11 protein-coding genes are annotated in these 14192 nt (G+C 59.6%); all 11 read right to left on the bottom strand.

Annotation, left to right across the window (positions count from 1 at the left end; genetic code table 11):
- Positions 1-15: 15 nt before the first annotated feature.
- On the bottom strand, positions 16-1245 hold the full coding sequence (locus AC07Y2_RS01770) for a multifunctional CCA addition/repair protein (protein ID WP_039768076.1): 1230 nt from the start codon (positions 1243-1245) through the stop codon (positions 16-18).
- 63 nt (positions 1246-1308) lie between these two features.
- Positions 1309-2871, bottom strand: coding sequence for a SpoVR family protein (locus AC07Y2_RS01765; protein WP_039768077.1), 1563 nt, complete (start codon positions 2869-2871; stop codon positions 1309-1311).
- Positions 2868-4139, bottom strand: coding sequence for a YeaH/YhbH family protein (locus AC07Y2_RS01760; RefSeq protein WP_007959907.1), 1272 nt, complete (start codon positions 4137-4139; stop codon positions 2868-2870). Before AC07Y2_RS01760 ends, AC07Y2_RS01765 begins: the two co-directional genes overlap by 4 nt.
- A 120-nt stretch (positions 4140-4259) precedes the next feature.
- Positions 4260-6182 carry a PrkA family serine protein kinase gene (locus AC07Y2_RS01755; RefSeq protein ID WP_039768078.1) on the bottom strand — a complete coding sequence of 641 codons (1923 nt, stop codon included), beginning with the start codon at positions 6180-6182 and terminating at the stop codon, positions 4260-4262.
- Positions 6183-6479: 297 nt separating this feature from the next.
- The gene (gene glpE / locus AC07Y2_RS01750) at positions 6480-6809 is read right to left on the bottom strand and encodes a thiosulfate sulfurtransferase GlpE (protein WP_039768079.1); all 330 of its coding nucleotides are present in this window, start codon (positions 6807-6809) and stop codon (positions 6480-6482) included.
- 33 nt (positions 6810-6842) lie between these two features.
- Positions 6843-7724, bottom strand: a complete 882-nt coding sequence (locus AC07Y2_RS01745) for a symmetrical bis(5'-nucleosyl)-tetraphosphatase (RefSeq protein ID WP_074692226.1) — start codon at positions 7722-7724, stop codon at positions 6843-6845.
- Entirely contained in the window at positions 7724-8104 is a 381-nt protein-coding gene (apaG, locus tag AC07Y2_RS01740) for a Co2+/Mg2+ efflux facilitator ApaG/CorD (protein WP_039768081.1), read from the bottom strand. Before apaG ends, AC07Y2_RS01745 begins: the two co-directional genes overlap by 1 nt.
- Positions 8105-8217: 113 nt before the next feature.
- Positions 8218-9036 (bottom strand): 16S rRNA (adenine(1518)-N(6)/adenine(1519)-N(6))-dimethyltransferase RsmA, encoded by an 819-nt coding sequence (gene rsmA, locus AC07Y2_RS01735; RefSeq protein WP_039768082.1) that lies wholly within the window; start codon positions 9034-9036, stop codon positions 8218-8220.
- On the bottom strand, positions 9033-10022 hold the full coding sequence (gene pdxA / locus AC07Y2_RS01730) for a 4-hydroxythreonine-4-phosphate dehydrogenase PdxA (RefSeq protein WP_103385417.1): 990 nt from the start codon (positions 10020-10022) through the stop codon (positions 9033-9035). Before pdxA ends, rsmA begins: the two co-directional genes overlap by 4 nt.
- Positions 10019-11335, bottom strand: a complete 1317-nt coding sequence (gene surA / locus AC07Y2_RS01725; protein WP_146040473.1) for a peptidylprolyl isomerase SurA — start codon at positions 11333-11335, stop codon at positions 10019-10021. The genes pdxA and surA overlap by 4 nt, the downstream gene beginning before the upstream one ends.
- Positions 11316-14090 carry an LPS-assembly protein LptD gene (locus AC07Y2_RS01720; protein WP_103385418.1) on the bottom strand — a complete coding sequence of 925 codons (2775 nt, stop codon included), beginning with the start codon at positions 14088-14090 and terminating at the stop codon, positions 11316-11318. Before AC07Y2_RS01720 ends, surA begins: the two co-directional genes overlap by 20 nt.
- Positions 14091-14192 lie beyond the last annotated feature (102 nt).

Genomic DNA, 14192 nt, shown 5'->3' with positions numbered 1-14192 from the left:
GCGGATCAAATGTTTTCAGGACGCCGCCGATTCCTTGTAAACCTTCAGCGCCTTGAGCCGTTCGCGCTTGAGTGCCTCGCCCAGTTCCGGGCCTTTGAATCCCTTCTCCAGCAACGGCTGCACTGCCACGCCGCGCGCCACATTGGCCGCACCGCGCAGGTAATCCGCCTGTGGATAACTGCGCTGCTCAAGCCCTTTGCGGCCTCGGGCATCCATCTCGCACGCGACGATGAATTCTTCGAAACGCTGTGGTCGACGGTAAACGTCAAAGCTTTGCAGCAACTCAAGCAAAGTCGACGCTTTCAACTCCAGGGCGCGATGCCCGTGGGTGTGATATTGGCCGACCAGCAAGGCCAACTCCTGACAGTCCTTCGGCGCCTTGAAGCGTTCGTTGACCGCTTTGATCAACGTCAGGCCTTTGTGCTCATGGGCGATGTGTCGTGGCCATTCCGCTTCTGGCGTCAGGCCTTTGCCGAGGTCGTGCAGCAGGCAGGCCCAGCGCACGGTCAGCGGCTGCTTGTGCAGGGCTGACTGCTCAAGCACGCTCAGGGTGTGAATACCGCTGTCGATTTCCGGATGATGGGCTTCCGGTTGCGGCACGCCGAACAAGGCATCGACCTCTGGCATCAGCACCTTCAAGGCGCCGCAATCGCGCAACACCTGAATGAACACCTGGGGCTGATCTTCCATCAGTGCGCGGGAAATCTCCTTCCAGCTGCGTTCGGCCGTAAGGGCTTCCAGTTCACCTGATTCGCTGAGCTGACGCATCAACTCCAAAGTTTCGGGCGCTACCTTGAAACCCAGCTCTGCGTAGCGGGCAGCAAAGCGCGCAACACGCAGAACCCTGAGCGGATCTTCGGCAAACGCGGGGGAAACGTGGCGCAGGATCCGCTCTTCAAGATCACGCTGACCGTGGTAGGGATCGGTCAGGTTTTGCTGATCGTCTTCGGCCATGGCATTGATTGTCAGGTCACGGCGGATCAGGTCTTCTTCCAGCGTGACCTCGGGGCTGGCGTGAAAGGTGAAGCCACCATAACCGCGACCGCTCTTGCGCTCGGTGCGGGCGAGGGCGTACTCCTCGCCGCTTTTCGGGTGAAGAAACACCGGGAAATCCGCACCGACCGGGCGATATCCCTTGGCAAGCATTTCTTCCGTGGTCGCGCCGACCACCACCCAATCGATATCGGTGACCGGTTTGCCCAGCAGGCGATCACGTACCGCACCGCCGACCTTGTAAATCTGCATAAAAAACCTCCGTTGGCCCGACAGGATAACCCTTGCGCCGGACTTTCGGAGGCCTGAACGGGATCAAAGATGAATGACGGCCAGGTCGAGTCGACCGTAGTCCCCCTCGCTGTGTTCGCTGCGGGGCGGAACGTGATGGGTTTTCATGATCTGGTCGCCCTGCAGGGTTTCCAGATGAATGTCGAAACCCCATAGCCGGTGCAGGTGTTTGAGGACCTCTTCGGTGGAATCGCCCAGCGGTTTGCGGTCGTGTTGCTGGTGGCGCAGGGTCAGCGAGCGGTCGCCGCGGCGATCGATGCTGTAGATCTGCACGTTCGGCTCGCGGTTACCCAGGTTGTACTGCGCTGCGAGCGTTTCGCGAATGATCCGGTAGCCACCCTCGTCATGGATCGCCGGTACCAGCAGATCGTCCTTCTGGTCGTCATCGAGGATGCTGAACAGCTTGAGGTCGCGGATCACCTTGGGTGACAGGTACTGCAGGATGAAACTCTCATCCTTGAAGCTGCTCATGGCGAACTTGATGGTCGACAACCAATCGCTGCCGGCGATTTCCGGGAACCAGCGACGGTCTTCTTCCGTGGGCTCTTCGCACATGCGGCGGATGTCGCGATACATCGCAAAGCCCAGTGCGTACGGGTTGATGCCGTTGTAATACGGGCTGTCGAACCCCGGCTGGAACACCACGCTGGTGTGGGACGTCAGGAACTCCATCATGAAGCCGTCGGTCACCAGGCCTTCGTCGTACAAATCGTTCATCAGCGTGTAGTGCCAGAACGTCGCCCAACCCTCGTTCATCACCTGGGTCTGGCGCTGTGGATAGAAATACTGGGCGATCTTGCGCACGATCCGCACGATCTCGCGCTGCCAGGGTTCCAGCAGCGGGGCGTGTTTCTCGATGAAATACAGGATGTTTTCCTGCGGTTCGGCCGGGAAGCGCGCGTTGTCCTTGTCGCTGTACTTGTCTGCGCCTTTGGGGATGGTGCGCCACAGGTCGTTGATCTGTTTCTGCAAGTGCTCCTCGCGATCCTTCTGCCGGCGCCGCTCTTCCTCCGCGGAAATCGGATACGGACGCTTGTAGCGGTCGACGCCGTAGTTCATCAGGGCATGGCAGGAGTCGAGCAGATCCTCCACCGCATCGATGCCGTGGCGCTCTTCGCACTGCATGATGTACTGCTTGGCGAACACCAGGTAATCGATAATCGAACTGGCGTCGGTCCAGGTGCGGAACAGATAGTTGCCCTTGAAGAAGCTGTTGTGGCCGTAGCAGGCATGCGCGACCACCAGCGCCTGCATGCAGATGGTGTTTTCCTCCATCAGGTAGGCGATGCACGGGTCCGAGTTGATCACGATCTCGTACGCCAGCCCCATCTGTCCGCGACTGTAGGATTTTTCGGTACTGAGAAAGTGCTTGCCGTAGGACCAATGGTGATAGCCAAGCGGCATGCCGACCGACGCATACGCGTCCATCATCTGTTCGGCGGTGATCACTTCGATCTGGTTGGGATAGGTATCCAGGGCATACCGGGCCGCGATACGGGCGATTTCACGGTCGTACGTCTGGATCAGCTCGAATGTCCATTCCGAGCCGGTGGAAATGGGTTGGCGCTTCTGCTCTTTGGCGGTCATGTCACTAACCTGCGCTGGAAGAGTTCACGGAAGACCGGATAGATATCCCCGGCCGAGACCAGTTGTTGCTGGGCAAAAGTGTCGGAAAAGGCTTCGGCGATGCGCTCGTACTCGTACCACAAGGCCTGATGTTCGCGCGGGGTGATCTCCACGTAAGTGTAGTACTGCACGAACGGCATGATCTGGTTGATCAGGATGTCGCGGCAGATCGGCGAGTCGTCGTTCCAGTTGTCGCCGTCGGAAGCCTGGGCGGCGTAGATGTTCCATTCGTTGCTTGGGTAGCGCTCGGCCATGATCTCCTGCATCAGCTTGAGTGCACTGGAAACGATGGTGCCGCCGGTTTCCCGGGAATAGAAAAACTCTTCTTCGTCCACTTCCCGGGCGCTGGTGTGGTGGCGGATGAACACCACGTCGATCTTGTCGTAGTTCCGCTTGAGGAACAGGTACAACAGGATGAAGAAGCGCTTGGCGATGTCCTTGGTCGCCTGGGTCATGGAGCCGGAAACGTCCATCAGGCAGAACATCACGGCCTTCGAGCTGGGGTTCGGCTGCTTGATCAGCAGGTTGTACTTGAGGTCGAAGGTATCGAGGAACGGCACCCGATGGATGCGCGCACTGAGTTTCTCGATTTCCGCCTCGAGATCCTGAATATCCCCGAAGTTATCCGGTTCTTCGCGTTTCAGTCGCGCCAGCTCTTCTTTGACTTCGCGCAGTTTGGCGCGGCTGCTGCCCGACAACGCAATGCGCCGTGCATGAGCCGAACGCAAGGTACGGATGATGTTGATCCGCGACGGGTTGCCCTCGTTGCTGATCCCCGCACGTACGGTCTTGAAGGTGTCGGTGCCGGTCAGGTTGCGCTTGACCAGGTTGGGCAGTTCGAGGTCCTCGAACATGAATTCGAGGAATTCTTCCTGGGTGATCTGGAAGACGAACTCGTCCATGCCTTCGCCGGAGTTGCCGGCCTTGCCTGGCCCACGGCCACCTCCGCCTCCCGGCGGACGGGCAATATGTTCGCCGGCGGTGAACTCCTTGTTGCCGGGATGGACCACGGTCTGCTTGCCGCCACGACCATGGTGAAGCACCGGCTCGTCGATATCGCGACCGGGAATGCTGATCTGCTCACCGTGCTCCATATCGGTAATGGAACGCCGGCTGACCGCCTCTTCGACAGCCTTCTTGATGTGGTCACGGTAACGCCGCAGGAAGCGCTGACGGTTCACCGTGCTCTTGTTCTTGCCATTGAGACGTCGGTCGATCACATAGCTCATAGGAGGCCCTCCGGGCAGCTTCAAGTAGTGAGCTGCGAGCCGCAAGTGCAGGCATATGCCCTGGCATCAGGCTCATGCGCTTTTTTACTTGCAGCTCGAAGCTTGTAGCTTGCAGCTGCTTTACTGCGATTTCCGGACCCGCAGATACCACTCGGAGAGCAGTCGTACCTGTTTGTCGGTGTAGCCGCGTTCGACCATTCGTGTAACGAAGTCGTTGTGTTTCTGTTGATCCTCTTTGCTGGCCTTGGCGTTGAAGCTGATGACTGGCAGCAGGTCCTCGGTGTTCGAGAACATTTTCTTCTCGATGACCACCCGCAGTTTTTCGTAGCTGAGCCAGGTCGGGTTCTTGCCGTTGTTGTTGGCCCGGGCGCGCAACACGAAGTTGACGATTTCGTTGCGGAAATCCTTCGGATTGCTGATGCCGGCCGGTTTCTCGATTTTTTCCAGCTCCTCGTTGAGGGCGACGCGGTTGAGGATCTCGCCGGTTTCCGGATCTCGGTACTCCTGATCCTGAATCCAGAAGTCCGCATACAGCACGTAGCGGTCGAAGATGTTCTGGCCGTATTCGCTGTAAGACTCGAGGTAGGCGGTTTGGATCTCCTTGCCGATGAATTCGATATAACGCGGCGCCAGGTATTCTTTCAGGTAGCGCAGGTAGCGCTCGCGGGTTTCGGCCTGGAACTGTTCCTGTTCGATCTGCTGTTCCAGCACATAGAGCAGGTGTACCGGGTTGGCGGCGATTTCGTGCGGATCGAAGTTGAAGACCTTGGACAGAATCTTGAACGCGAACCGGGTCGACAGACCATTCATGCCTTCGTCGACGCCCGCCGCATCGCGGTATTCCTGAATCGACTTGGCCTTCGGATCGGTGTCCTTGAGGTTTTCGCCGTCATACACGCGCATCTTCGAATAGATGTTGGAGTTTTCCGGCTCCTTCAGGCGTGAGAGCACGGTGAACTGCGCCAGCATCTTCAGGGTGTCCGGCGCGCAATGGGCCTTGGACAAGGAGCTGTTGAACAACAGCTTGTCGTAGATCTTCACTTCGTCACTGACCCGCAGGCAGTACGGCACCTTGACGATGTAGATCCGGTCGATGAAGGCTTCGTTGTTCTTGTTGTTGCGGAAGGTGTGCCACTCCGATTCGTTGGAGTGAGCCAGCAAAATCCCGGTGAAAGGAATCGCGCCCAGGCCTTCGGTACTGTTGTAGTTGCCTTCCTGAGTGGCGGTCAGTAACGGGTGCAGCACCTTGATCGGTGCCTTGAACATCTCGACGAATTCCATCAGGCCCTGGTTGGCCCGGCACAGCGCACCTGAGTAGCTGTAGGCGTCGGCGTCGTTCTGCGGGAATTCTTCGAGTTTGCGGATATCGACCTTGCCCACCAGCGCGGAGATGTCCTGGTTGTTTTCGTCACCCGGCTCGGTCTTGGCCACGGCGATCTGGTTGAGGATCGATGGGTACAGCTTGACCACGCGGAACTGGCTGATGTCGCCGCCGAATTCGGCCAGGCGCTTGGTGGCCCATGGCGACATGATGGTGTTCAGGTAGCGCCGTGGAATGCCGAAGTCTTCCTCGAGGATCGCGCCATCTTCGGTGGCGTTGAACAGACCCAAAGGCGATTCGAATACCGGCGAGCCCTTGATCGCGTAGAAGGGCACTTTTTCCATCAGTTGTTTCAGCTTCTCGGCCAAAGACGATTTACCGCCGCCGACAGGGCCGAGCAGATAGAGGATCTGTTTCTTCTCTTCCAGGCCCTGGGCGGCATGGCGGAAATACGACACGATCTGGTCGATGCATTCTTCCATCCCGTGGAAGTCTTCAAAGGCCGGATAGCGACGGATTACCTTGTTGGAAAAAATTCGCGACAGTCTCGAGTTGGTCGAGGTGTCGAGCAGCTCCGGTTCGCCGATGGCCAGCAATAGACGCTCGGCGGCAGAAACGTAGGCGCTACGGTCGTTCTTGCACAGCTCCAGGTACTCTTGCAGCGAGAGTTCTTCCTGGCGTGTGGACTCGAAGCGTTGTTGGAAGTGGCTAAAGATACTCATGACGTCACCTCGCTCGATACGTGGAGCCGACGCCGGATCACTCAGTCGATGCTGGCAAGCAGCCGCTGTGGCAGCTGATTGTTTACCCCCCAGAACACTTTCGCGGTCGACAACCTTGAAAGTCACTCCCGATGACCCGTGCGCCGGTGTACCGGCTCTCCCCTGTTTTGGATGGCCTGGGCTTAAGGATAGTTGGGAATTCGGGAGGTAAAGGCGAGATACGTAATTAGTTGTGGCAAGACCGTTCGTCTGCCGCCGCGGGCCCACGGGAGCCGGGGCCTGCGCGTTACAAAAAAATTATTCGGAGCTGCCTTGCGCGGTTTCCGAAGGAAAAGTCGTACGCCACAGTTCGAAGCCGCCGTCCATGCTGTAGACGTCGGAGAAGCCCTGGCTCACGAGGTAGGCCGCGGCACCCTGGCTCGAGTTGCCGTGGTAGCAGACCACGACGGTCGGAGCATCGAGGTCGGCGCCCTGGATGAAAGCATGCAGGGAATGATTATCCAGATGTTTCGAGCCGCTGATGTGCAGGGCGGCGAAGGTCGCCGGGTCGCGGACGTCGACCACGACTGCACCTTGCTCGCGCAGGGCCTGGGCCTGCTCCGGGGGAATACGTTTGAATTCGCTCATGGCGGGTTCCTGTTGCTCGGCTGAAAGCGCAGTCTAACGCGGGACGCTGACTGGCGAAGTTTCGGGGATAAGTGGTGCGACGGTTGGGGCAAGGCCACCATGCTCATCGCATTTGCATGACAGGCGTTCGCCGCTGTCGACGTTCATCAGGGTCAGACTGCCGCCCCAGACACAACCGGTGTCCAGTGCGCAGATGCCTGGCTCATGGACATTGCCTTCCAGCGCCGCCCAGTGACCGAAGATGATCCGCAGACCTTTGGTCTTCCGATCCTTGTGCTGGAACCAGGGCTTATATCCCGGTGGCGCGGTGTCGAGGCCTTCCTTGCTCTTGAGGTCAAGCTTGCCTTCGGCGGTGCAGAAGCGCATGCGCGTGAAATAGTTGGTGATGACTCGCAGGCGGGTGACGCCTTTGAGATCGTTGTCCCACTTCGCCGGTTCGTTGCCGTACATGCCGTCGAGGTAGGCGGGAAACAGATTGTCGTCGCGCAGGGCGGTTTCGACCTCGGCGGCGCACTTCAGAGCGCGCCGCAGCGACCATTGCGGCGGGATGCCGGCGTGGGCCATGGCGACATCACGCACTTCGTCGTAGTGCATCAGCTTTTGCTGACGCAACCACTCCATCAGCACCGGGCCGTCGGGGGCTTCGATAATCTCGCGCAGGGTGTCGGACTTTTTCAGGCGCTCGATCTTTTTAGCGGCCGCCAGCAGGTGCAGGTCGTGATTGCCCAGCACGCAAACCAGCGATTCGCGCATGCCATATAGAAAACGCAGGGTTTCCAGCGATTGCGGGCCACGGTTGACCAGGTCGCCGACCAGCCACAGCCGATCGATCGACGGATCGAACGCAACCTGCTTGAGCAGGCATTTCAGCGGTTCGAGGCAGCCTTGCAAGTCCCCCACGGCATACGTCGCCATCAGTGCAGGGCTCCGGGGACGGCGAGGCGGAAGGGCTTGATGATTGCGTCGAAATGTTTGCCGTCGCTGGCAACCATTTCGTAAGTGCCTTGCATGGTGCCGACCTTGGTGGTCATGACCGTGCCGCTGCTGTACGTGTGGCTTTTGCCTGAATCGATCAGTGGTTGCTGGCCGACGACACCGGCGCCGCGGACTTCTTCGACATGGCCGTCGCCGTCAGTGATCACCCAGTGACGCGACATCAGGCGTGCGGGCTGCTCGCCATTATTCTGCACGGTGATGGTGTAGGCGAAGGCGAAGCGGTCGTGCTCGGGTTGCGATTGGTCTGCCAGATAGTGGGTAACGACGCTGACATCGACCTGATAACGAGGATCGGACATGCAAAAGGGCCTTAAATGAAGCGGAACGCGAGGGGTAGCTGATGGGGAATCAGTCTAGGCAAGTATCGGGCAGTAAACCAGAGTGGCGTCCTGCCCGATAGCGTTCACGGCTGTCAGTCGGCGGCGGGGGTTGCCGGGATCTGTACCGCGAGCTGGTCGGCCAGACGTACGAATGCCGCCAGATCCAGTTGCTCGGGACGCAGACTGCCATCAACGCCGGCGGCTTCGATTTCAGCGTTGCTGAGCAGTTGTTTGAGGGTGTTGCGCAGGGTTTTGCGGCGCTGGTTGAAAGCTTCGCGAACCACGCGTTCGAGCAGGCGATGATCCTTGGCCGGGTGCGGCAGAACCGCGTGCGGCACCAGGCGAACGATGGCCGAGTCGACTTTCGGTGGCGGGTTGAATGCGCCTGGCCCCACGTTGAACAGATGCTCTACGCGGCAATGGTACTGAACCATGATCGACAACCGACCCCAGTCACCACCACCCGGACCTGCGGCCAGACGCTCGACCACTTCCTTCTGCAGCATGAAGTGCATGTCGCGAATAATGCCGGCGTTGTTCAGCAGGTGGAAAATCAGCGGCGTGGAGATGTTGTACGGCAGGTTACCGACCACGCGCAGGCTGTTCGGCGCAGCGTTCAGGCTGTTGAAGTCGAACTTCAGCGCATCGCCCTGATGCAGGTTGAAATTGCTCTTGCCGGCGAACTGCTGGTTGAGGATCGGGATCAGGTCCTTGTCCAGCTCCACTACGTCCAGCTGTGCGCCGGAGTTGAGGATGCCGGCAGTCAATGCGCCCTGGCCCGGGCCGATCTCCAGCATGCGGTCGCCGGCCTTGGCACTGATGGAGCGCAGGATGCGGTCGATGACGCCGGCATCATGCAGGAAGTTCTGGCCAAAGCGTTTGCGCGCCTTGTGTTGGTATTGCTCGGTCATAAACGGGTCTCGGCCATCTGGTAGGCGGTTTCCAGGGCGACTTGCAGGCTGCCGGTGTCGATCCTGCCGCTGCCGGCCAGATCCAGGGCGGTGCCATGGTCGACCGACGTGCGGATGATCGGCAGGCCCAGGGTCACGTTGACCGCAGCGCCGAAGCCTTTGTACTTCAGCACGGGCAGGCCCTGGTCGTGGTACATCGCCAGCACCGCGTCGCAGTGCTCCAGATATTTGGGGGTAAACAGAGTGTCGGCAGGCAGCGGGCCACGAAGGTCCATGCCCTCGCCGCGCAGGCGCTCCAATGTGGGTTCGATGATGTCGATTTCTTCATGGCCCAGGTGTCCGCCTTCACCGGCGTGCGGATTGAGCCCGCAGACCAGGATGCGCGGTTGGGCGATGCCGAATTTTTGTTGCAGGTCGGCGTGCAGAATCCGCGTGACCCGTTCCAGCCGCTCCAGCGTGATCGCATCGGCGATGGCGCGCAAGGGCAGGTGAGTGGTGACCAGCGCCACGCGCAAACCGCGGGTGGCGAGCATCATCACCACTTGGGCGGTGTGGGTCAGGTCGGCGAGAAATTCGGTGTGACCGGAAAACGCGATACCCGATTCGTTGATCACGCCCTTGTGAACCGGGGCGGTGATCATCCCGGCGAAATCACCGTTCAGGCAGCCATTGCCGGCGCGGGTCAGGGTTTCGAGGACGAATGCGGCGTTGGCCTTGTCCAGTTGCCCGGCGACCACCGGGGCGCTGAGTGGGGTGTCCCAGACATAGAGGCTGTTGGCGGGCGCCGGAGCGTCCGGCCAGTGGTCAGGCGCAACGTCCAGCAAACTGACGGCCAACCCCAGCTGCGCGGCCCGCTCTTGGAGCAGGTCGCGGCTGGTGATGGCAATCAGGGGGTGTGGCTGGGCTTGCGAGGCGAGCAGCAGGCACAGGTCGGGACCGATGCCGGCCGGTTCGCCGGGTGTCAGCGCGAAACGCTTGGGTTTCACTGCGCTGCCTGGTCTGCACCAGGGAGTTTGATCTCTACGTACGCTTCGTCACGGATCTGACGCAGCCAGGTTTGCAGCTCTTCGTCGTATTTGCGGTTACGCAGTACGGTCATCGCTTGCTGCTCACGGGCCTGTTCGGTGCTGTCGGTGGCGCGACGGCCAAGGACTTCCAGAACGTGCCAGCCGTACTGGGTCTGGAACGGCTTGGACAGCTGACCCTGCTGGGACTTGGCCATCACGGCGCGGAATTCCGGTACCAGTGCGTTCGGGTCGATCCAGTTCAGGTCGCCGCCGTTGAGGGCAGAACCCGGGTCTTCCGAGTACTTCTTGGCCAGTTCGGCAAAATCTTCACCGGCTTCGATGCGCTTATAGAGCGACTGAGCCAGTTCCTTGGTCTTGGCTTCGTCGCGAACCGGACTTGGCTTGACCAGAATATGGCGCACATGCACTTCGTCGCGCATCTGGCTTTCGCCACCACGTTTTTCCAGCAGCTTCAGGATGATGAAACCACCTGGGGTGCGTGCCGGTTGAGTGATGTCGCCGATAGCCATGCGGCTCAACTCACGGTCGAACGGCGGTGGCAGTTGAGCGGCTTTACGCCAGCCCATATCGCCGCCTTCCAGAGCGTTGTCACTGGCGGAGTTGGCCACGGCCATCTGGCCGAAGTCAGCGCCTTGCTTGAGCTGCTGGTAAACGTCCATCGCCTTGCGTGCAGCACTCTGAATCGCTTCGGAGTTGGCGCTTTCCGGGGTCGGGATCAGGATGTTGGCCAGGTGCAGCTCTTCTGACAGTTGCATCTTGCCCAGGTCGGAGGCGAGGAAGTTCTTCACTTCCTGTTCCGAGACCTGAATGCGCTCGGCCACGCGGCGCTGACGCACACGGCTGATGATCATTTCACGACGGATCTGCTCGCGAGCGTCGTTGTAAGACAGACCATCGCGAGACAGGGCGATGCGGAACTGCTCCGGGGTCATGTTGTTGCGCTGGGCAATGGTGCCAACCGCCTGGTTCAGTTCTTCATCGGTGATGCGGATGCCGGAACGTTCGCCGATCTGCAGTTGCAGATTTTCAACGATCAGGCGCTCGAGCACCTGTTGATCCAGCACGCCCGGAGGCGGCAGACCGCCGCCACGCTTGGCGATGGTTTGCTGAACTTCGTGGACGCGTTGATCCAGCTGGCTCTGCATGACCACGTCGTTGTCGACGATGGCCACAACCTTATCGATGGACTGCACCGCGGCGTTGGCCGCGGTACCCAGGAACAGCGCGCCCAGCATCAGCGGGCGCAGACAATCAGAAAGCTTGGTCTTCACGTTGACGATAACCTTGGATGCCTTTGTCGAGGAAGCTCTCTACCTTGGCGCCGGTGAGGCCGCCGAGTCCCTTCAGAACAATTTGGAGGAAGACGCCGTGGTCGCCTTTTTCGTTTTCCGGGGCGTTCTGACTGAATTCGTCATAGCTGACCCAGTAACGGTTGATCAGGCGCAGTTTCCAGCAGCAGTTGTCATATTCGAAACCACCGAAGGCTTCCAGCGTGCGATTGCGGTTGTAGTCGTACTGCCAGCGGCTGATCGCGCTCCACTGCGGAACGATCGGCCAGATGACCGAGAAGTCATGCTGCTGGATCTTGTAGTAGTCCTTCACGTAGCCAGGCTGGCCTGGGGTGCCGTAGTCACCGCCACCCACCGACCATTTACCGGTGTTCTGGTCGTAACGGACCTGGTCGTTGCGATAGCGATAGCCGACGTTGACCACCTTGTTCGGGTTGTCTTCAGGCTGGTAGTGGAACATCGCGCTACCCGAACGCGGGCTGCGGCTGTCCGGATCCCAGTTGTAGTCGGCCGTGGTGCGCCAGTCGCGGTTCCAGCGGTATTCGTATTCCAGTGCGTAAGGCGAAACATCGGACTTGGCATCATCCCGATCGTTGAACGCAATACCCGGGAGCTGAACCTTGCGGTCCTTGAAGTACAGAGCCTGGCCAACGCTGATGCGTTGACGCTCGAATCCGTCGTCTTCGATCCAGCGATTGGTCACGCCCAGCGACAGTTTGTTCTCGTCGCCGACACGGTCGGAGCCGGAGAAGCGGTTGTCGCGGAACAGCGATGCATAGTTGAAGGTGTATTCGCTGGTGTCGAAGACTGGAATGTCCGACTGGTCTTTCTCGGGGACATAGAGATAGAAAAGGCGCGGTTCCAGTGTCTGACGGTAGTTCTTGCCGAACCATTGAGTATTGCGGTCAAAGTACAGGCCGCTGTCGATACTGGCGATTGGCACACCACGGTTTTGGCTGCTGCTGAATTTTTCGCCGGCCAGCAGGGTGTTTTTGCCTTGCTGATCCAGATCAAGCTGGTACTGGGTGTATTGGTACTTGAGCGACGGCTTCAAGAACCCGTAAGTCCAGTTCATAGGCAGGCTGACACCTGGCTTCAGGTTCAGGCGGTCACCGTTGGCACGGGCCAGTCCGGCCACGTTGCTATCCAGACGTGGCGAGACAGTGCCGTCTTCGTTTACAAAGTCGCCGTTTTTCAGGTCGCGATCAAACCGTACGATCTCGGTTTCGTAATCGAATTTCAGACCTTGCGGGTGATACGGCAGCTGACCATTGAAGGTGATCTGCGGCAGGCGGTCATACGGTGTGATGTTCGATACGGTTGCCAGCTGGTACGCCTGGGCATTCAAACGGGCGGTGTAGCTGTCGCCACGATAAGTGACCGAGCCCTGCTGGTTCACGTAGTCGGCACTTTTCACGCCGATCTGGTCGGTCTGCAGATCCTGGAAGTAATACGGATCGCTGATCTTGGTGTAGTCCACCTGGGTGAACACGCGGGAGTCGAGACCACCCTTGTGTTGCCAGTTGTACATGTAGCGAGTCTTGTCGTAGTCGGTCTGGCCCTTGCGCTCGTCGTCCTCGTCGTTGAGGTACGCCGCACCGAACTGGCCTTCGCTCGACTTGGTCAGGTAACGGAACTCGCCTTCCACCAGCATGCCACGCTTGCTCATGTAGCGCGGATACAACGTGGCATCGTAGTTCGGCGCCAGGTTGAAGTAGTACGGGGTCACCAGCATGAAGCCGGTGTCGCTGCCGGTGCCGATGGTCGGCGGCAGGAAACCCGACTGACGACGATCGTCGATCGGGAAGTAGATGTACGGGGTGTACAGGACCGGAATGTCCTTGACCCGCAGTGTCACGTTGGTCGCGGTACCGAAACCGGTGGCAGGGTTCAGGGTGATGTTGTTGCCCTTGAGCTGCCAGGCGTTGCTGTTCGGTTCGCACGTGGTGTACGTGCCGTCCTTCAGACGAATGATCGCGTTTTCGGCACGCTTGGCGTACAGCGCGTTACCGCGGATGCGCGATTTGTGCATCACGTATTCGGCGTTGTCGACCTTGGCTTCACCAGTGTCGAGCTGCACATCGGCGTGGTCGCCGACGATCAGCGCGCCGTTGTCGCGAATGCGCACGTTGCCCGCCAGTTCGCCACGGCTTTCGGCCTGATACAGGTTGGCCTCATCGGCTTCGACCTGCATGCTGCCCTGACGCATGACCACGTCACCGGCCAGACTCGCGACCTGCGAATCCTGCTGATAACGCGATGCCTTGGCGCCGATGAAGGTCGGGGCGTCACTTTTATTCGTCTTGTCATTCATGCCAGGACGAATCGGTTCGATATAGGAACCAGAGCAGTAAGGACCGGTCTCGGCCAGTTGGGCGGCGGTGAGCTTCTCGCGCGGAACCCAGTCGAGGTGACTGTAGTCTTCGCTACGGGATTTCAGGCCGCGGCCCTTGGACTCGGTAACCAGTACCGGCTTGGGCCCGGACTCCGCGGTGGAGCCGTTCTGGGCCGGAGCTTCGCCAGCGGCGCTGACGGCACTGCCGTCGTGCACGGGACGCGGCGGCAAGGCAGCGGCCGGCGTCTTCGGCGAGCAGGCCCAGCCACCCGTTGCCGACACGGCGCAGTCATACTGCTCGGCGGCAACAACGAATGAACTGGCCAGAGGTTGCATAGCCAGCAGACTGCCGGTTACCAACAACGGAAATTTTTTACGAAACGCGGGGGATTTCAATGCCATCTTATTAGTCCGGGCTTCCTGCGTGCCATCTGCCCGCGGTGTGGGCCGCACGCCTCTCGATGGTCTGAAAAAGATGCTGGATAATAAAGCATGACCCGCTTG

The organism is Pseudomonas sp. GW456-12-1-14-TSB6 (assembly GCF_059424205.1).
This window is presented reverse-complemented; position numbering and strand designations above follow the sequence as displayed.